At 64.3% G+C, this 17362-nt stretch carries 17 protein-coding genes and 1 pseudogene; 7 read left to right on the top strand and 11 right to left on the bottom strand.

What is annotated here, in order from left to right; all coding sequences use genetic code 11:
- Positions 1-329: 329 nt before the first annotated feature.
- The 5 genes from ACZYZ3_RS19920 (at position 330) to ACZYZ3_RS19900 (ending at position 5483) form a co-directional block, all read left to right on the top strand.
- Positions 330-1217 (top strand): response regulator, encoded by an 888-nt coding sequence (locus tag ACZYZ3_RS19920; protein WP_463965506.1) that lies wholly within the window; start codon positions 330-332, stop codon positions 1215-1217.
- Between the two features lie 514 nt (positions 1218-1731).
- The gene (locus ACZYZ3_RS19915; protein ID WP_463965505.1) at positions 1732-2160 is read left to right on the top strand and encodes a hypothetical protein; all 429 of its coding nucleotides are present in this window, start codon (positions 1732-1734) and stop codon (positions 2158-2160) included.
- Positions 2161-2544: 384 nt separating this feature from the next.
- On the top strand, positions 2545-3027 hold the full coding sequence (locus ACZYZ3_RS19910) for an LPD29 domain-containing protein (RefSeq protein WP_463965504.1): 483 nt from the start codon (positions 2545-2547) through the stop codon (positions 3025-3027).
- A gap of 693 nt (positions 3028-3720) precedes the next feature.
- Positions 3721-4302 carry a TetR/AcrR family transcriptional regulator gene (locus ACZYZ3_RS19905; RefSeq protein ID WP_463965503.1) on the top strand — a complete coding sequence of 194 codons (582 nt, stop codon included), beginning with the start codon at positions 3721-3723 and terminating at the stop codon, positions 4300-4302.
- The gene (locus ACZYZ3_RS19900; protein WP_463886724.1) at positions 4299-5483 is read left to right on the top strand and encodes a GDSL-type esterase/lipase family protein; all 1185 of its coding nucleotides are present in this window, start codon (positions 4299-4301) and stop codon (positions 5481-5483) included. Before ACZYZ3_RS19905 ends, ACZYZ3_RS19900 begins: the two co-directional genes overlap by 4 nt.
- 409 nt (positions 5484-5892) lie before the next feature.
- On the opposite strand, the gene ACZYZ3_RS19895 is transcribed toward ACZYZ3_RS19900, so the two are convergent.
- The 10 genes and pseudogenes from ACZYZ3_RS19895 to ACZYZ3_RS19850 all read right to left on the bottom strand — a co-directional run bounded on the left by ACZYZ3_RS19895 (position 5893) and on the right by ACZYZ3_RS19850 (position 14713).
- Positions 5893-7101, bottom strand: coding sequence for an IS110 family RNA-guided transposase (locus ACZYZ3_RS19895; protein WP_463965502.1), 1209 nt, complete (start codon positions 7099-7101; stop codon positions 5893-5895).
- Between the two features lie 514 nt (positions 7102-7615).
- The gene (locus ACZYZ3_RS19890; protein WP_463965507.1) at positions 7616-7867 is read right to left on the bottom strand and encodes an IS3 family transposase; all 252 of its coding nucleotides are present in this window, start codon (positions 7865-7867) and stop codon (positions 7616-7618) included.
- A 33-nt stretch (positions 7868-7900) separates the two neighbouring features.
- Positions 7901-8193 (bottom strand): annotated as a pseudogene (locus tag ACZYZ3_RS19885) (DDE-type integrase/transposase/recombinase); the annotation flags it as partial.
- Positions 8135-8347 (bottom strand): IS3 family transposase, encoded by a 213-nt coding sequence (locus ACZYZ3_RS19880; RefSeq protein WP_463965501.1) that lies wholly within the window; start codon positions 8345-8347, stop codon positions 8135-8137. The gene ACZYZ3_RS19880 and the pseudogene ACZYZ3_RS19885, both read right to left, overlap by 59 nt.
- Positions 8348-8475: 128 nt before the next feature.
- Positions 8476-8775: a transposase gene (locus ACZYZ3_RS19875; RefSeq protein WP_463959676.1), complete on the bottom strand. Its 300-nt coding sequence runs from the start codon at positions 8773-8775 to the stop codon at positions 8476-8478.
- A gap of 213 nt (positions 8776-8988) precedes the next feature.
- Positions 8989-9300, bottom strand: coding sequence for a GNAT family N-acetyltransferase (locus ACZYZ3_RS19870; protein ID WP_463959677.1), 312 nt, complete (start codon positions 9298-9300; stop codon positions 8989-8991).
- Between the two features lie 626 nt (positions 9301-9926).
- Complete coding sequence (gene arcC / locus ACZYZ3_RS19865; protein WP_463965500.1) at positions 9927-10862, bottom strand: carbamate kinase; 936 nt, start codon at positions 10860-10862, stop codon at positions 9927-9929.
- 1 nt (position 10863) lies between these two features.
- A complete protein-coding gene (gene argF, locus ACZYZ3_RS19860; protein ID WP_463965499.1) occupies positions 10864-11910 on the bottom strand; it encodes an ornithine carbamoyltransferase in 1047 nt (348 codons plus the stop codon).
- Positions 11907-13136 (bottom strand): arginine deiminase, encoded by a 1230-nt coding sequence (locus ACZYZ3_RS19855; RefSeq protein ID WP_463886502.1) that lies wholly within the window; start codon positions 13134-13136, stop codon positions 11907-11909. The genes argF and ACZYZ3_RS19855 overlap by 4 nt, the downstream gene beginning before the upstream one ends.
- A gap of 53 nt (positions 13137-13189) precedes the next feature.
- Positions 13190-14713, bottom strand: a complete 1524-nt coding sequence (locus ACZYZ3_RS19850; protein ID WP_463959680.1) for a YfcC family protein — start codon at positions 14711-14713, stop codon at positions 13190-13192.
- A gap of 85 nt (positions 14714-14798) precedes the next feature.
- Here ACZYZ3_RS19850 and ACZYZ3_RS19845 point away from each other — a divergent pair, with 85 nt between their 5' ends.
- Together ACZYZ3_RS19845 and ACZYZ3_RS19840 are read left to right on the top strand one after the other, a co-directional pair.
- Positions 14799-16208 (top strand): helicase-related protein, encoded by a 1410-nt coding sequence (locus ACZYZ3_RS19845; protein ID WP_463965498.1) that lies wholly within the window; start codon positions 14799-14801, stop codon positions 16206-16208.
- A 70-nt stretch (positions 16209-16278) separates the two neighbouring features.
- Positions 16279-16548: a helix-turn-helix domain-containing protein gene (locus ACZYZ3_RS19840; protein ID WP_463965497.1), complete on the top strand. Its 270-nt coding sequence runs from the start codon at positions 16279-16281 to the stop codon at positions 16546-16548.
- A 337-nt stretch (positions 16549-16885) separates the two neighbouring features.
- Here the strand turns inward: ACZYZ3_RS19840 and ACZYZ3_RS19835 are convergent, their stop codons facing one another.
- Positions 16886-17194, bottom strand: coding sequence for a hypothetical protein (locus tag ACZYZ3_RS19835; RefSeq protein WP_463965496.1), 309 nt, complete (start codon positions 17192-17194; stop codon positions 16886-16888).
- Between the last annotated feature and the right edge of the window lie 168 nt (positions 17195-17362).

The raw sequence follows: 17362 nt of genomic DNA, 5'->3' as shown, positions 1-17362 counted from the left end.
GCAAAACCCACATCCAGGCCATGCTCTCCCTGGCCAGGCGAAGGTTGAACGTCCTCTGGGCCATGCTCCGCGACGGCACCACCTACACCCCTGTTCCGGCGCCAGCTACACGCCTAGCCGCCTGAGGAGACGGCGCCGGTCGTCTGCCCGGAAGCTATTAGGTATAGGACGCTATTAGGTCTAGCTTGAGGAGGAAAGGCCTGTGCATGAATACGCGCCGGCAGAGGGACCGGACGGGGATCCGGGTTCGTCGTCGAGCCGGTGAGGGCGGCGTCAGGGATTCACTAACAACGCCTTCGGAGTTTGACAGGCGACAGAACGGAACAGCAATGATGGCTGACCCGGATGCCCATGAGTACTACCCTTTCGCAGGCCGGGGCGTGTATCTGCTGGACGACCACGAGGTCATCAGGCGGGGCCTGCGCCAACTGTTGGAGTCCGATGGTCTGGGCATCGCAGGAGAATCCGGGTCCGCCCGTGAAGCAGTGCGGCGGATCCCGGCCCTGCGCCCGGAGATGGTAATCCTTGACGATGATCTTCCGGACGGGTCCGGTGCCGACGTGTGCCGGGCCGTCGCCGCGGCCGACCCGGGCATCCGGTGCGTGCTGATGACCGCGGACAGCGACGAAGCCGTGCTGATCGACGCGATTCTGGCCGGCGCGTGGGGGTGCTTGTCCAAACAGGATGACAGCAGCGAACAACTCAGGCTCATCAGACGGGTCTTGGCCGGGCACACCGCATACAGTGCCCGGTTCCATCCGGCGCTTCTGGCTCCGTTTTCCCTGTCAGGGCGCCCAGGCCCGGATGAGAGACTCCTGAGACTTTCAAGGCAGGAAATGACTGCCGCCATTGGCGTGGGTAAAGGACTGAGCAACCGCGAAATCTGCCAGGAGATGTTCCTGGCAGAAAAGACCGTGAAGAACATGGTCTCGTCCATCCTGATGAAACTCGGCAGGGAGCGCCGGACCCAGATCGCAGTGCTCATCACCAGAACACTGAGTCATTCCGAGGACCCCGACGATGGCGGCTACCGGGCCAGCCGGGTCCCGGGTCTGGTCGCCGAGGTCACGGCAGCGCTGCTGAACTGCACCAGCGAGACCCGCACCATGCCCCCCACGGTCGAAGCGCGGGCAGGGGACGCGGACCGGCTTGCCGACGCCCTCACCGCGACCCGGACCGGACTGACGGTCACCCGCCCTCAACTAAGCCGCACTTAAGAGCCCGGGCCCCGGCAATACGGGGTCCTGGGCCACTCTGCCCCCGGGACGCGAACGGCGTTCCCGGGTCCGGCAAGCAGCAGGAGCACGGGCCGGGTTCCCCCTTAGCGCAGTATTTGGGGGCGTTGAGGGGGAATGCGGGGACTGCAGGCCGAAATGGCCTCCAGAAGCATCCTGGCACGGTTTGTTCAGGGTTCCGCAACAATAGGGAAAAGGGCCTCGCTGCGCTCGGACAGCGCAAGCATTTTCCTGCTTTTTTGCTGCTGTCCGTTGGATCCTACGTGCCCGCTCCACCGCCGCAACCGTCCTGCGGACGGCCGCGCACCGGATGCCTTGCGTTCGGCGCTGCGCTTATTTCCTCACCCAACCCATCCGCTGCTTGCCCTTCGGGTTGCCCCGGCTCCGTCGGGCACAGCTACGCGATGCTCCGCCAGCAGGCAAAAAACATGGTGGGGGAGAGGGAATCCCGGTACGTCCGGCACCCGCCCTGCCCCAGCGAACGGAGCACCACCTCATGAACACAGAAGCCATGACCCGCACGGTCACAACCGACACCGCCGAAACGGTCGCCGCCCCGGTCCTTCCCGCCGATGGCCGGGCGGGGGACGGGTACGACTGGATGGACACCCGCGAGGGCACCGCCTGGTCCGCGCTGCCGAACTGGGGCAGCGAAGGCTGGGACGCCGGAGCCTGGCCCTACATCATCTTCGCCGTCGCCCGCACCCGCGATGCGAACGGGGAACTGTTCGGCTACGGAACCTATGTCGAGGGCGATACCTCCACCTACTGGTTCCGGTCACAGGACGCCTGCTTCGAAGCCATCACCGCCGAGGTGTTCTTCCACTGGTCCTCCGGCCAGTCCGACGGCCCCGACAACCTACCCGCCACTGCCGCCGAACTGTCGCACACCGACCGGAAGCCATACCCCGGCTGGACGGACTAAAGCTCCTCGGGGTGTCCCGGCCGCCACCGGCCGGGACACCCAAAAGGCATGCCAACATCCGTTGACAACATCATTGAGATTCCTACGGATTCTAGACGTCCGCTCCAGCCCGTCCAGCCCCTCCTTCGTCGGGGGAAATGTCCCTCCGGCGCTCCTTCGTCGCTGATTTCCTCCAGGAATTTCCTTCCCCTTGCCTGCGGTAGACAGGCCTCCGTCGGCCGCCGAGCAAGCGAGCTTGCCGCTTGCCTGCGGTAGACAGGCCTCCGTCGGCCGCCGAGCAAGCGAGCTTGCCAGCAACAAAAAAACAACGGGGGAGCTGGGAAGCTGGCCGGTCACCATTGGTCGCCCCACTCACCCAACTTCTCGGTTAGAAGGAGCAACACCATGACAACCACCATCTACGTTTCCGCCACGGACACGGCCGCGCTCATCCGCAAGGCACTCAAAGAGGAGTTTGCAGGTCTGCGCTTTTCCGTTCGGACGGAGAAATACAGCGGCGGCGCCACCGTTTTCGTTGCATGGACCGACGGGCCACAGGAGAAGTCCGTCAAGGCCGTCACTGAGAGGTTCGAGGGAAGCCGGCCCGATGTAACCGGCGACTTTATGGATCCGGTAAGCCACGACGTGGACGGTGAAAAGGTCCACTACGGAGCCCGGCACATCTGGACTGAGCGCAGCATCAGCGAAGGGATGTACAACGCAATCGAACCCGAAGTGCTGGCAGCGCTGGAGCTTGACGCACCCGATCACGGCCGCTCTTACCCGGTTCCGCCCCTGGTACTGGACAGCTGCCCGGGATGGCACTACGAACGCGCCACCATCAAGGAGTTTGTCCAGGCAGTCGCCAACAGCAGAGCCCAACCCTGACCGCCGCGGAACCCCGACAAACTCACACAGATTTCCTTTTTACTGAGGGAAACCCAGAAAAGGCCGGCACGTTGGTGCCGGCCTTTTCGTTTGCCTGGGGACGGTGTCCGGGATCCTGGGCGTGGGTAGGTAGATGGCCTGGGGCCAGCAAGCTGCCCAGCGCTGTCATTGGTGTCCTGGTTTCCGCTTCGCTCCAACCAGGTAAACGGGCGTCCGCTTCGCGGCCGGCTGCTGGGGCCCGGGCGCACCGTCGCAGAGCTCCGCCGGTCCTGGCCCTGTTTTCACGTCTTCGACGATGCTCCTATAGGCGTCAAATTGCGTTTTGGACCGTTTCTTCGCACACCTTGGCGCAGGTTGTCCGCAAGGTAGCCCGCGGGCGGACGGCACGTTGACCCCGAACTCGCCGCCGAAGCGATCGGAGCCGGCGATTCCCAATTCCCCCGCTCACGCCTGGCGAGGCAGACGTACTTGCCCTAGCACGCGACGGCCCGCCCGTTGAAGAAATCGCGAAGCGGGTGTCGGTTCGCCTGGAACAGTACGCAGTTACATCGCGGCCGCGATCGCCAGACTGCATGCGGCGAACCGACACGAAGCCGGCGCGCATCGCAGCCGAGCGCGGATGGATCTGAAATTAAGCAGATCCGAATTGCCTACATACCTTAGGTTTTTCCCTATGGTGTGTAGGGTTGGGTCATGCCTCGTGCAAACCTGAACAAACAGACCGTGCTCGTAGCGGCTGCGAACCTCGCTGACCGCGAGGGATTTGAAGCCGTCACCGTGACAGCAGTCGCTCGCTTACTTGGCGTGCAGCCGGCAAGCCTCTACGAACACGTCCAGGGACGGAACGCACTCCTCGACGGCGTACACCGACTCGCGCTCGGTGAACTCGGTTCGCGCATCAGTGAGGGTGTCGCCGGGCGCTCGGGGGGCGCATCTCTCCGGGGCCTTGCTGACGCTCATCGCACCTACGCAACCGAACGTCCCGGAGCGTGGGCCGCTCTCCAGCGCCCGGCGGCGCAGGAGACAGCGCAATCACCCGAAGCTGCACGCGTGGCGTCCCTCATGCTCGCTGTGATACGGGGATACCCCGTTCCGGCGGACGCCATCGTCCACGCCGCACGCCTGGTCGGTGCGACGGTGAACGGCTTCCTCGCGCTGACCGGGGCCGACGCATTCGGGCACCGCGCGGAGGCCGAAGACAAATCCTGGACAGTCGCGATCGACGCCCTCGACCGCGCACTACATACCTGGCCCACAGAAGGAGTCCTCACATGATTTCAACCCCACTCACCGGCGACCTCATCCATGGCGTCGCTGAACTCGAACCAACGCCCCGTGGCATCATCCCGCACCGACTGCCCGCATGGGTACGCCGGCAGTTCCCCGACCCTCAGCTGCTCGCAATGGAAGCCCAGCCCTCCGGCGTGCGCCTTGCTTTCAGCACGACCTCGTCGCGAATCGAGCTCGTCACCCATCCGACGCGCGTCGCGTACCGTGGCGCCGACCGCCCACGCGGCCGCATCGACGTATTCATGGACGGCGTCCGGCACACCCGGGACGAGCTCACCGGCGGGGACTGCATCGAAATCGACCTGCAGACCGGCGCCTCCAGCGCCCACTCGGGACCTACCCACTCCACCGTGCTGGCGGACCTCGGCTCGAACACGAAGAACGTCGAGGTGTGGCTGCCCCACAACGAGGCCCTCGCGCTCGTCGAGCTTCGCACCGACACACCCATCGTGGCCGAGCAAACCAACCGCAAGATCTGGCTGCACCACGGCAGTTCTATCAGCCACGGGTCCAACGCCCTTGCCCCGAGCGAGATCTGGCCGGTCATGGCCGCGCGGAGGATGGGCGACCTCGAGCTACGCAACCTGGGCCTTGGTGGCAGCGCCTTGGTCGACCCGTTCCTCGCCCGAGTCATCCGCGACACCCCCGCCGATGCCATCAGTGTGAAGCTCGGCATCAACGTCGTGAATCTCGATGCCATGCGGCTGCGGGCCTTCGTTCCAGCGGTCCACGGCTTCTTGGATACCATCCGCGACGGGCACCCCGACACGCCACTCTTGCTCGTATCGCCAATCTTCTGCGGTATCCATGAGAACACCCCCGGGCCCGGCGCATTCGACCCCGACACCCTCGGCACCGACCGCGTACGGTTCATCGCGACCGGTACACCCGGCGACGTCGCTCAAGGCCGCCTCACGCTCGAGGTAATCCGCGACGCGCTCCGCTCAGTGGTCGAGCACCGATCGGACGACCCGAACCTTCACTACCTCGACGGCCGCGAACTGTACGGTCCAGCCGATGCAGACGCCTTGCCATTGCCCGATGGCCTGCACCCGAATGGGGAGGCGCACAACCTCATGGGGCGCCGGTTCGCCGAACGTATATTCGCCGCCGAGGGGGCTTTCGGCGGCTATCGGATCGATGACGGCATCAGCCGGATCATCTGAGACGAGGACGCCAGGACAACAGCTATGACCAAGGAGGGGCTGTGAGAGTGATCGAGGAACCTGAACTTCGACAGGCGTTCGTCAACGCGAGTCGGAAGGAGATCTCTGACCTGATTTTGCCCAGCGGGTTCAACACCATCGACTGGGAAGCTCTCGGATACGGCCCGGAGATAACACCACGATCACGGTCGTTGTAACGGCCTTTCGCTGAAAGAGACTTCTGAGGCCCATCTCTGTGTCCCTTCTGAGGGTGGAGCGCCGACAGAGTATCAAGGCACTTGGCTTCCGCTGCGCTCTAACCAATTGGCGGGCGTCCGCTGGCGCGGCCGGCGGTCGGGTCCAGTGCTGTCCGTCGCAGAGCTCCGGCGATCCCTGGACCCACTCGTGTCTACGACGACTCGTATAGGCGTCAAATTGCGTTTTGGAGTGTTTGTTCGGTCAACCACTGGCGGTAGTTCGTGGCCAGGGCGTCGTTGCGGAGGAGGCCTCGTTCCAGGAGGGAAATTTTGGAGGGCCATTGGCCAAGTTCGCGCGCTGCGGTCGTGATGGTGCAACCGAGTGTGGTGCGCATTTGGCGCAGATCGGTGTTGTTTGGCGCTGCTTGTGGGTTGGTGATCTGGCGGTAGATTTCCCGGGCTGCGTAGCGTTTGAGGCAGCGCATGATTTCCCGTTTGCTCTTGCCCTCCGCGGTGCGTTTGGCCACGTAGTCCTTGGTCCGTTGGCACGAGGCCATACGGACCAGGACGACCTGATACAAGGCATGGTTGGCGTTGCGGTCACCGCCTCTGCTGAGCCGGTGACGGGTCGTTTTGCCCGAGGATGCCGGTATGGGTGCGACCCCGACGAGGGCAGCGAACTGGGCCTCATTTCCAAGGCGGTCTGGGTTGTCCCCGACAGTGACCAGGAGCTGGCTGGCTACTTCCGTTCCGACACCTGGAAGATCACAGAGCATCGGCGCGTAGGTGTCGAGGATTTCCTGGAGGGCAGCGTCAGCGGTGGCGATTTCTGCCGCGAGGGAGTGGCAACGGTTGGCCAGGACCTTCAACGTCAGCAAGCACACGTACTCGGGGTCAGCCATATGGCCCGAAGGTCGGGTGCGCTGCAGGGCCGTGATCATCGCCGAGGTTCCAAGCCCGCGGTATTTCGCCCGGAGTTTGTCCGGAGCCGAAACGAGCAAACCCTTGATCTGATTGATTGCTGCGGTGCGGGCCTTCACCGCCGAGGTGCGCCCGGCGCGCAGTATTCGCAGGCATTCAACGGGACCGTCTTTGGCTTTCGGGACCGATTTGGTCCGGCCGTCCAGTACCGATTGGGCCGCTTGGTAGGCGTCCAGCGGATCGGATTTGCCCTTGAGTCGGCGCGCGGCCCGGTTCGGGCGGTTCACTTCCAGTACACAAAGACCTTCACCGCGCAGGGTCCTGGCGATTTCGGCCCCGTAGGATCCTGTTCCTTCGACCCCGTGGCTGGTGATGAACTCCACGATCTTCCGGTATCCGGATCCCACGGCCAGGAATTCCCTGTCCGCGAGCGGCTTGCCGTGCTCGTTGATGACGGCCACGTAGTGTGTGTCGGCGTGAGTGTCGATACCGGCGATGACGTTGGTTGTTTCGGTTGCCAAGATGGAAGTTGCCCCTAGTCGAGATCAATGGCTGATGAATGGGGCGCGGGCCAGGTGGGCAGACAAAACGGTAATGGGGCTGGTCGAATCAGGCTCCTATAAAGTCATGTCCGCCTGGCGCCACACCCCCTTAGACGGACCTTGAGCCGGCGGACAAATCGTCGGTAAGACAGTGCCGCCAGGCGCGTCAGTTTTTTGCTGAGTCACGCCGGCTCAAGACCATTTCCAGTATTACCGTTTTTGGTTGCTGTCCTTATGGAGTTGACGGGTGGTTCCGTGGCCGTTGTAGGGTCGTGGCTACCCGGGGGAGGCGGGTATGGCTTTTGTTGCTGTGGCCGGACGATCCAGATCGTGACGGCTTCGAAGGATTGGCCGCCCGCATCCCCGCGATGACCCGACCGCTGATTGAGAGACGCGACTTGAATCGCCGGATAAGGACACGACGGCGCGGTTATCTGCCGGGTTCGACCCTGCGCTCGTCAAGTTCTTGAGACAGTTTCGTAGTTGATTCGGTTTACGCGGCCAGGGATTCCTGGCTGCGGGTCTGGTGGGCGGCCAGGGCCGCGGCTGGCGGTATGCCGCCGGCCCTGCGGCTCGGCCGGCGGCGGTTGTACCAGGCTTCGATGTATTCCATGACAGCGGTCCTGGCAGCCAGCCTGTTGCTGAAGCGTTCATGGTGGTACATCTCGGTCTTCAGGTGCGAGAAGAAATTTTCGGCGACCGAGTTGTCCCAGCACACCCCGACGGCTCCCATGGACTGGGTAATGCCGTTCCCGCCGCACCATTTCTGGAATTCGTCCGAGGTGTATTGCGACCCGCGGTCGGAATGAAAAATGACGTCTCCGCCGGCGAGGTAGCCGTGGTCGCGGCTCATTTTCAGGGCGTTGGTGCAGAGCCGGGCGCGCATATGGTCCACCCGGTGACCATGCCCGTGCACAGGTCGATCACGGTGGCCAGATACAGCCACCCCTCGCCCGTGCGCAGGTACGTGATGTCTCCGACCAGGCGGGTTCCGGGTGCCGTGGCAGTGAAGTCACGTCGCCTGCGGATCCTGCACCGTGGTCTGCTTCCACGCCCGGGTGCGCACCGCACGAAGGCTGTTTTCGCGCATGATCGCTCCGACGGTCGGCGCCGAAACCTTCGTGCCCTGCGCGTTGAGCATGAGGGTCAGCTGGTCACGGCCGGCACGGCCTTTCTCCTTCTCGAACAGGCCGGTGACCTCATTAACCAGTTCCTGGTGCCGCACGGCCCGCGGCGAGGGACCGGCGGGTCTACGCCACCGATAGAACGATGCCCTGGAGACCTTCAGGACCCGGCACAGCCACGCGACCGGGTGGTTCGCCTTCTCCGCTTCGATGAATCCGTAGAAGTCCTCTACGGTTGCTTCGCGGCAAAGAAGGCGCTGACTTTTTCCAGGAAATCGACCTCAGCCTTCAGCCTCGAATTCTCAGCCAGCGTCTTCTGGTGTTCTTCCCACGGAACCGGGCCCCTGGTCCCGGCCTGCTCCGACGCCTCGGGATGCTCCTGCCGGTACTTTCGTACCCAGTTCCCCAGCGTGCTTTCTTTCACCCCGATCTCCTGGCAGACCTGCTTCACCGGGCGTCCGGAAGTCAGGACAAGACGAACGGATTCATCGCGAAACGCGGCATCGAATTTCCTATGCTGTGTGGTCATCTAACACGGAGGCTCCAATCAAGCTGTCTCACAAAACCATACGGCCGCAATCCATCGCTTGGCGCGTGTTGGCCGTTGCCGTCCTGATGTTCTCCAGCATCGCGCGCAGCCGTTCTTCTGTCGTGGGAGCCTCGGTGTACATGGTGTCCTCCTTGCTTGTGGTCCTGGTGTCAGGTCCGTGGGGCGACTCTGTCGACGGGTGCGTCGCAGGAACTAAAGGCCCGGTGTGCGCCGTTCCATCAGGACGGTGTCCCGCCATTGCCCGGCAGCGGGACCGTGGGCCATCCGGGCAATCTTCTCCCGTCGCCCCACGACCCTGAATCCGTGGGCGAGGTGCAGCTTCAGGCTCGCCTCGTTCTCAGGAAAAATGCTCGCCTGGATGGTCCAGATTCCGTCTTCCTCCGTCGAGGCAATCAAGGACCGGAACAACGCTGAACCTATCCGCCGGCCGCGAACTGCCTCGGAAACGTAGATGGAGTATTCGACGACGCCGGAGTACACCGGACGGGCGGAAACGGCGGACACGCCGCTTCCCTGGTTGGGATGTCTGCGTGGGTGCGGGCGGTGTAGGCAGACATCAGGGTTTCTTGTACAGGGCTGCTGCTCCGCGCTTTCGGAGATATCCTCCAAAAGCAGTCGTGCTTTTTCCATAATCGACGAGCTGGCTAACGAGCTTGCTACCGCACAGATGCCCGTCCGGAGCGTCTTGAAACCCCAACATAGAGCCAAGACCCGACAGACAACACAGAACGAAAGAACTGTTACAGGCGTTCCAGCCATCGCTCGGCGAGGTTCAGCGCCGCTGCCTTTACGCCCAGGTCAACGAGCCAGAGCCGTTAGCGTCGGATCCTGTTCCATTGTTCGTGACGGGCCAACTCGGTGACCGAAAGTTCCCTACGACACCGGCCAGGAGAGCCGCGCGGAGAGCAGTCTCGCGGCCCTGCGCACCATGTCGGTGGAGTCGCAGAACCGCTGGGGTGCCGCCAGCGATCGCGACGTGCGCCGTGGCACCGCTCACGACGCACCCGCTGCTGTGCCGGCCTTGAACAGCGCATCAGCCGTGATGCGCTGTTCTTGCCGCGACGAGGGCGCCGCCCACGACTCGTCGATGTTGAGGTAGCGCCACCTCAAGAGTTCACTCGCCTTGGTCTTCACGATCGGCGCTCGATGCCGGCGACGTCGTTGCTGACAATCGTCCCTGCTGTCCCGGTGAACATCGCGTCGATGTCCCGCAACGAGCCGATGACGGCCCTCCCACCCGTCTCACGTGCGAACTGGGTAGCTGCCTGCACTTTTGGCCCCATGGACCCAGCGGGGAAGTCACCCGCTGCGAGCGCGTCCGGGTGCGCCTTGGCGATCAAGCGCTGGTCCGGGCCGCCCCAGTCCGCGTAGACACCGTCGACGTCGGTCGCGATGACCAGGACGTCGGCCTTGAGATCCCGCCCCAGCACGGCGCTAGCGAGGTCCTTGTCGATGACGGCCTCGATGCCGACCACAAGGTCGGTGACCGGGTCGTAGGTGATCGGCACCCCTCCCCCACCAGCGCAGATGACGACGCCCCCCTTCTCAAGTATCCACTGGATCGGCTGGGTCTCGAGGATCCGCAACGGCACCGGTGACGGGACGACGCGACGCAAGCCCGTGCCGTCGAACTTCAGTGCCCATCCGTGCTGCTCTGCCGCGGCATCAGCCTCGGTGGCGTCGTACACCGGTCCGACGAACTTGGAGGGGTCCTGAAACGCGGGATCGGTCGGATCGACCAACGTCCTCGTCACGAGGGTGGCAATCGGCCGTTCGTTGCCGAGCCGGTTCCCCAGCTCCTGCTCGATGAGGTAGCCGAGCATCCCCTCGGTTTGGGCACCGAGGACGTCGAACGGGTACGCGCTGACCCGGTCGTAGGACGCGGCTTGCAGCGCGAGCAGGCCGACCTGCGGTCCGTTGCCGTGGGAGACGACGAGGTCGTGCTCCCGCGCGATCCCGGCCAGGGGAACGCAGGCCTCGGCGATCGCAGCGCGCTGGCCAGACACCGACATGGGCTCCCCGCGACGGAGGATGGCGTTGCCGCCGAGGGCGACGACGACTAACACGTCAGGCGTCCGTGAGGGTGGCGACGAGGATGGCCTTGATGGTGTGCATCCGATTCTCGGCCTGGTCGAAGACGATGGACCGGTCGGACTCGAAGACGTCGTCCGTCACCTCTAGGCACGTGCGTCCGGTCTTGGCGTAGATCTGCTCGCCCACCTCGGTGCGCCGGTCGTGGAACGCCGGCAGGCAGTGCATGAACTTCACGTCCGGGTTGCCGGTCTGCTCGAGCATCCTGGCGTTGACCTGGAAGTCCGACAGCAGGGCGATGCGCTCGTCCCACGCCGTCTTCGGCTCGCCCATGGAGAGCCAGACGTCGGTGTACACGAAGTCGACCCCGTCAACGCCTGCAGCGACGTCGTCCGTCTCGAGGATCGTGGCTCCAGTCCGCTCGGCGATCTCTGCCGCGGCGGCGATCACGGAGTCGGGATTCCTGAGGCTGGGCGGGGCCACCATCCGGACGTCCATGCCCATCATGGCGCCGGCCACGAGCAGCGAGTTCGCCGTATTGTTGTGGGCATCACCGCAGTAGGCGAAGGAGATCTGGGCGGCCGGCTTGTCGGTATGCTCGAGCATGGTGAGCATGTCGCACAACGACTGGGTGGGGTGCCACTCGTCGGTCAGCCCGTTCCACACCGGAACCCCGCTGGAGCTGGCGAGCTCCTCGACGCTCTCTTGGGAGAACCCGCGGTACTCGATGCCGTCGAACATGCGACCGAGCACCCGGCCGGTGTCCTTCACCGACTCTTTGTGCCCCATCTGCGACCCCGAGGGGTCGAGGTAGGTCACGTGGGCGCCCTGCTCGTGCGCGGCGACCTCGAAGGCGCACCTGGTGCGGGTGGACGTCTTAGCGAAGATGAGCGCCAGGTTCATGCCCTCGAGGCGCTGGTGCTCGTCCCCGGCGGCGCGTTCGGTCTTCAGCGCGCTGGCGAGGGTAAGCAGCGCATGCCACTCGGCGACGGTGACGTCGAGCTCCTTGGTAAAACTTCGTCCTCCCATGCCAAGGGGGCCGAGGGACGGGGCGTCGGTGGGCGAGGCCGCGGTGGGGGTCATGCCGAGACCCCGTCCCGCACGATGGGACACGTCATGCAGCGTGGGCCGCCTCGGCCGCGTCCCAGCTCGGACCCGACAACGGGGATGACTTCGATGCCGTTCTCGGCCAGGAAGGCATTCGTCGTCGTGTTCCGTTCGTACCCCATGATCACGCCAGGCGAGAGCGCCAGGAAGTTGTTCCCGTCGTCCCACTGCTCGCGCGCGGCGCCCATGCGCGTCGTCGGCACCTTGAGCACGCGCAGCTTGTCCACTCCGATGGTCTCCGCGATTGTGCTGAACAGCTCGGCGTTCTCCTTGACGCGGTAGGAACCTTCGCCGCCGTCGGGCGTCAACGTGAACGATCGAAGTTCCGCCGGCAGGTATGGGTAGACGCAGAACGCGTCCTTGTCGATCATCGTCATCGCCGTGTCGAGGTGCATGAAGGCGCGTGACCTCGGCAGCTCCACGACGATGATCTGCTTCGCTGTCCCGGTCTCGAACAGTCGCCGGGCTAGCACCTCCACGCCCTGGGGGCTGGTGCGCTCCCCCATGCCGATCATGACCGCCCCGTTGCCGATCACGGTCACGTCGCCACCCTCGACCGTGGCGGGCTCGTGGACCAGTGCGTCGTTGCCGTAAAGGAAGGGGAAGTCCGCGGCCGCGAACATCGGATGGAAGTTGTACATGACCTGGGAGTTGATCGTCTCCCGCTTGCGGGCCGGCTTGGACATTGGGTTTACCGACACTCCGCCGTACATCCAGGCGGAGTTATCGCGCTGGAACAGGTGGTTGGGCAGCGGCGACAGCAGGAAGTCCTCGTCGCCGAGGTACTCCATCAGCAGGCTGGACACCTTCAGCCTCGAGGCGATCTCCCGCTTGAGCACGCCGCCGATCATCATGTCGGCGAGCTCTGCTGCCGGTGTCTGGTTGACGAGCTCGTCCAGGGGTGCGTCGAGGGCGGGCCCGAAGCGCGCCGCCGTGGTCAGCTGGCCCTGCAGGAAGTCGCGTGCGCCCGGCTGGTCGATCGCGGTCGCGAGCAGGTCGCTGAAGTAGTGCACCGAGGTGCCCCTGCCCCGCAGCTGGTCAACGAAGCCGTCGTGCTCTTCGCGGGCCCGCTCGGCCCACATCACCTCGTCGAACAAGAGTGACTCGACGTTGGCGGGAGTCAGGCGGGACAGCTCGCTACCGGGCCGATGCACGATCACTTCGTGCAGCTCGCCCACTTCGGAATCGACGTGGAAGGTCATGGTGGTGCTCCTTGGGCGCGGACGGATGGGAAAGAAGGCTCGACCCGGGAGGGTCAGAGCAGGGAGCCGATGGAGATGAACGCCAGGCAGATGGCCAGCAGGACGAGCAGCAGCGGGGCGATGAACCGCAGGTACTGGTCGTACCTGACCTTTGCCAGCGCAAGCCCGCCCATGACCACGGCCGACGTGGGGGTGATGAGGTTGACGATACCCGAGGCGGACTGGAAGGCCGTGATCACCATGGCCCGCGAGACGCCGGCGAAGTCGGCAAGCGGCGCGAGGATCGGCATGGCGACCGCGGCGTGACCGGAGGTCGACGGGATCAGGAAGGCGAGCGGGATGTTGAGCAGGAACATCAGTCCTCCGAAGACGCCCGCGGAGGTGTCGCTGACCGCATCCTCCATGGAGTGCAAGACCGTGTCCGTGATCTGGGAGTTGTTCATGATGACGGTGATGCCGCGGGCCAGCACGATGATCAGACCGACGCCGATGAAGTCGCCGGCACCGCGGACGAAGGTGTCCGTCAGCCCCTTCTCCCCCAGGCCGCCCACGAGTCCGACGATGATCGCCATGACGATGAACAGGGCTGCGAGCTCGGGGAAGTACCAGTCGAGCTGCCAGGTGTAGCTGCTCGCCTTGGGGCCGCCGATGACCTGCGCCCAAGGGACGATGGCGAAGATCATGAGGGCGAAGGTCGAGCCCACGATGGCCAGGACGACCTTCTGCCGGGTCGTCAGCTCAGGCGCGGCACCGATACCCAGCGCGGCCAGCTCGGCGTCCCCCTCGGCGGCGCTGGCGCGGGAACGCGTCGGGTCGGCCTTGACCCGCGCGGCGTACCGCAGGACGAAAAGGACCCCGATCGGCACGAGGACGACGTACATGAGGAGCCGGAACCCGATGCCGTCGCCAATAGAGATACCGGCCGCCTCAGACGCGACCCCGGTCGCGAAGGGATTGACGGTGGACGCCAGGACTCCCACCCCCGCGCCGACGAGAATCGTCGCGGCGGCCACCATGCGGTCGTAGCCGAGCGAGAGCATCAAGGGGATGACGAGCGCGTAGAAGCCTAAGGTCTCCTCCGCCATGCCCTCCGTGGTCCCGCCTAGAGAGAACAGCAGCATCAGGATAACGATGACGATCACGCCGCGTGACTGGAACCGCTGGGCGACACGGGCGATGCCGGCGTCGATGGCGCCGGTCCGCATCGACATGGTGATGAACACGCCGATGGCGAGCACGAACAGGAACACGCCGACTGCCCCGAACAACTTCCCTGACTCGTACGGTCCGATGAAGCCACCCTCTGCGGCCTTCACCCCGTACAACCCGTTGACCGGGGCGAGGAAGAGCTGCATGAGGCGGTCGCCGAAGCTTAGCCCGGCGTCAACCCCTCCGTAGCTGCCGGGGATGGGGGCACCGGAGTCGTCGAGTTCGTAGGCTCCTGTGGGGACGACGAAGGCGAGCAGCCACACGCCGACGGTAACGATAAAAAGCACGGTGAAGGCGCTCGGGAAGTGCCACGTGCGGCGGCCGAGCTTGCCCGGTGCCGTCGTGTCGTCGTGGATCTTGCCTGACATGATATCTCCGATATGCTCAGGGCAGATTGGGACATTATAGCCCGAATCGGCGAATAGTGGAAATCTGCGACGAAACTCACCAATAGTGCTCGCGAAACGGGGTGACCTCAGCACGCCCTCCAAGAACACCGGGGCAGACGGCAAACCGGTCTGGACCGCTTACCAGCAGATCAAGGACCAGCTCGTTGCCGGCGGCATCCAGGCAGAGCAGATCCGGTTCATCCAGGACTCACCAAAACCCGATCAGAAAGCCCAGCTGTTCGCCCAATGCCGCACCGGGGAGGTGGCCGTGCTGATCGGCTCCACAGCCATGATGGGAACCGGCGCCAACGTCCAGCTCCGCGCCAAAGCGATCCACCACGTCACGTGTCCCTGGCGGCCCGCGGACCTGACCCAGCGCGACGGACGCATCATCCGCCAACGTAACGCCAACGCGGAGGTCCACAACTTCCAATACGCAACCGTCGGCAGCTACGACAGTGCCGCCTGGGACGGGATCCAGCGCAAGGCCACCATGATCCAGCAGGTTCTCCGCGGACGCCTCGATATCCGCGAGATCGAGGACGTCGGAGACCTGGCCCTCAACGCCGCACAGATCAAGGCAGCGACCAGCGGCAACCCGCTGGTGATGGACAAGATCGAGGCCGACGCCGCCCGGACTAAACTCGAACGACTCAAACGCGCCCACGAGAAAGGACAGAGCACCCTCTCCTGGACCAGGGCCGCGGCCGAAATCAGCATCACCAAGGCCGAAAGCAAGCTGCCCGCATTGCAGGCGGCACTTCCGCGCATTACCCCGACCGCGGGTGAGGCCTTCACCGCGATCATCGACGGCAAGAGATACACCAAACGCCCGGAAGCCATCGCGGCCATCTCTGAATGGGTCCGTACAAACACGCCGGAATACGGAAACTACTACCGGCAAAAACAGGACCACGGCACCATGGCCACCCTCGGCGGCCACGAGCTGCAGGTCCGCAACGCGGCCGACGACTCCCGGCTCGGCTCCTACCAGGATCTCGCCGTCACCCTCAAAGACGTGCCGGCACCACCGCTTGTCTTCACCCGACTGGAACTGCTGGAAGGAAGCGCCGGCATCATCACCCGGCTGGAAAACAAAGTAGCGGGGCTCCCCGACTACGAAGCCCAGCTGCGCCAAACCATCACGGAAAAACAGGCGGTGCTTTCCGACGTCGAAAGCCAGGCCGGAAAACCCTTCAAATACGAAGACAAACTCGTCACCGCCCGTGCAAAGTGCGCGGAACTGGACGAAAAACTAAAGGCATCCATCGAGCCGCCCAAGCCAGCGCCGGAAGCCGAGGCTTCGCCCTCCGCGGCGGACGTGGACCCGGCCGTTGCACGACTGCGAAGACTGCAAGCCGCAAGCTTCCCGTCCGCTCCCAGAAGCACCCACCCAACGCCCACTCACCCGCAGCAACAGGTATCATCCGGACCCACGCCAAGTCACTCACGAGACGGGGGATTCGAGCGCTAAAGCAGAGCCATGGACGGATTCAGTAGAGCCGGCATTGGGTGGATTGAGAATGACGAAAAGGACAGAGCAAGTGAACGAGAACGCCGCGCCGACGACGGGACCGGTGTTCCCCAGAATGCTGACTCTGGAGGAGGTTCAGGAGGTTCTGAACGTAAAAGGATCCCTCGTTTACTCGCTGGTGCGCAGCGGTGAGCTTCCTGCAGGCCAGTTCGGTGGACGGGGTGTGTGGCGGGTGCGCGAGAGCGACCTGATGGCGTACATCGACGCCGCGTTCGCGAAGACCGCAGAGCGCATCGCAGCCGGTCAGATCAAGGATGACGACGTCACCGCGGAAGACTAAGCAGACCACGGATACGACGAAGGCCGGCACCTCGAAAGGTGCCGGCCTTCGTCGTAGCTGCCCACCGGAGCCGCCTGTGGTCTATGGCTGAAAAGAGCCAGCCAGAGGACCATGCTGACGTCGGGAGCGGCGTGTCCTGGACCATGGGAAACGTTGCCGTTGGTGACCGGCCATTGTCCAGGCTGTGCATGATCGCCGGACGCGGTGGTGAGTGAAGAGTCCCAAGGTTACCTGGCGGTTGTGTGCAGCCGGTCAGCTGGGTCCCGTCGTCCGGATGTGTGCGGGAAAAGCCCGAAGGTGTTTGCTTTTGCCGTGCCCATGCGGACGAGGGGCAACGTTACTGTGCGCCGTGACTGAAGTCCTCTGTAGGGGCTGTGGCGCTGTCGCTGGCGGCGCGGTTCGCCGACTTGCGCCGGCGTCCTGCTGCGCCGGATTCGAGTCCCAATTTCTTCAGCTCTTCCGTGCTCCAGCCGTCCTTGGTGGCGCGCACGTAGGCGCGCTTGTCTTCGCGTTCCGCTTCGGCGAGCTGTTCCCGCAGGTCGGTGATCCGCTGACGGGTCTTGACCAGTTCGGTCACAGAATCGATGCGTGAGTTCAGGAGTGCCTTGGCATGGGTGCGGGTCTGTTCAATGTCGATAGTTGCCATGCGAGCAGCCTAGCCCGCCGGTACGACCATTCCGGGGAATGTCTATGCGCGCCGGGCGACGGAGGATTTACAGAACCACGGCCTTCGGGAAACCGACAGGCAAAGACTGAACCGCGGAGCAAAGGCTGAACCGCGGAGGAACCGCGGAGCAAAGGCTGAACCGCGGAG

Source organism: Pseudarthrobacter linnaei, assembly GCF_055412825.1.
This window is presented reverse-complemented; position numbering and strand designations above follow the sequence as displayed.

Coding starts and splice junctions, on each gene's coding strand:
- ACZYZ3_RS19920 (WP_463965506.1), top strand. CDS start 330: ATGATGGCTGACCCGGATGCCCATGAGTACTACCCTTTCGCAGGCCGG.
- ACZYZ3_RS19915 (WP_463965505.1), top strand. CDS start 1,732: ATGAACACAGAAGCCATGACCCGCACGGTCACAACCGACACCGCCGAA.
- ACZYZ3_RS19910 (WP_463965504.1), top strand. CDS start 2,545: ATGACAACCACCATCTACGTTTCCGCCACGGACACGGCCGCGCTCATC.
- ACZYZ3_RS19905 (WP_463965503.1), top strand. CDS start 3,721: ATGCCTCGTGCAAACCTGAACAAACAGACCGTGCTCGTAGCGGCTGCG.
- ACZYZ3_RS19900 (WP_463886724.1), top strand. CDS start 4,299: ATGATTTCAACCCCACTCACCGGCGACCTCATCCATGGCGTCGCTGAA.
- ACZYZ3_RS19875 (WP_463959676.1), bottom strand. CDS start 8,775: ATGACCACACAGCATAGGAAATTCGATGCCGCGTTTCGCGATGAATCC.
- argF (WP_463965499.1), bottom strand. CDS start 11,910: ATGACCCCCACCGCGGCCTCGCCCACCGACGCCCCGTCCCTCGGCCCC.
- ACZYZ3_RS19855 (WP_463886502.1), bottom strand. CDS start 13,136: ATGACCTTCCACGTCGATTCCGAAGTGGGCGAGCTGCACGAAGTGATC.
- ACZYZ3_RS19850 (WP_463959680.1), bottom strand. CDS start 14,713: ATGTCAGGCAAGATCCACGACGACACGACGGCACCGGGCAAGCTCGGC.
- ACZYZ3_RS19835 (WP_463965496.1), bottom strand. CDS start 17,194: ATGGCAACTATCGACATTGAACAGACCCGCACCCATGCCAAGGCACTC.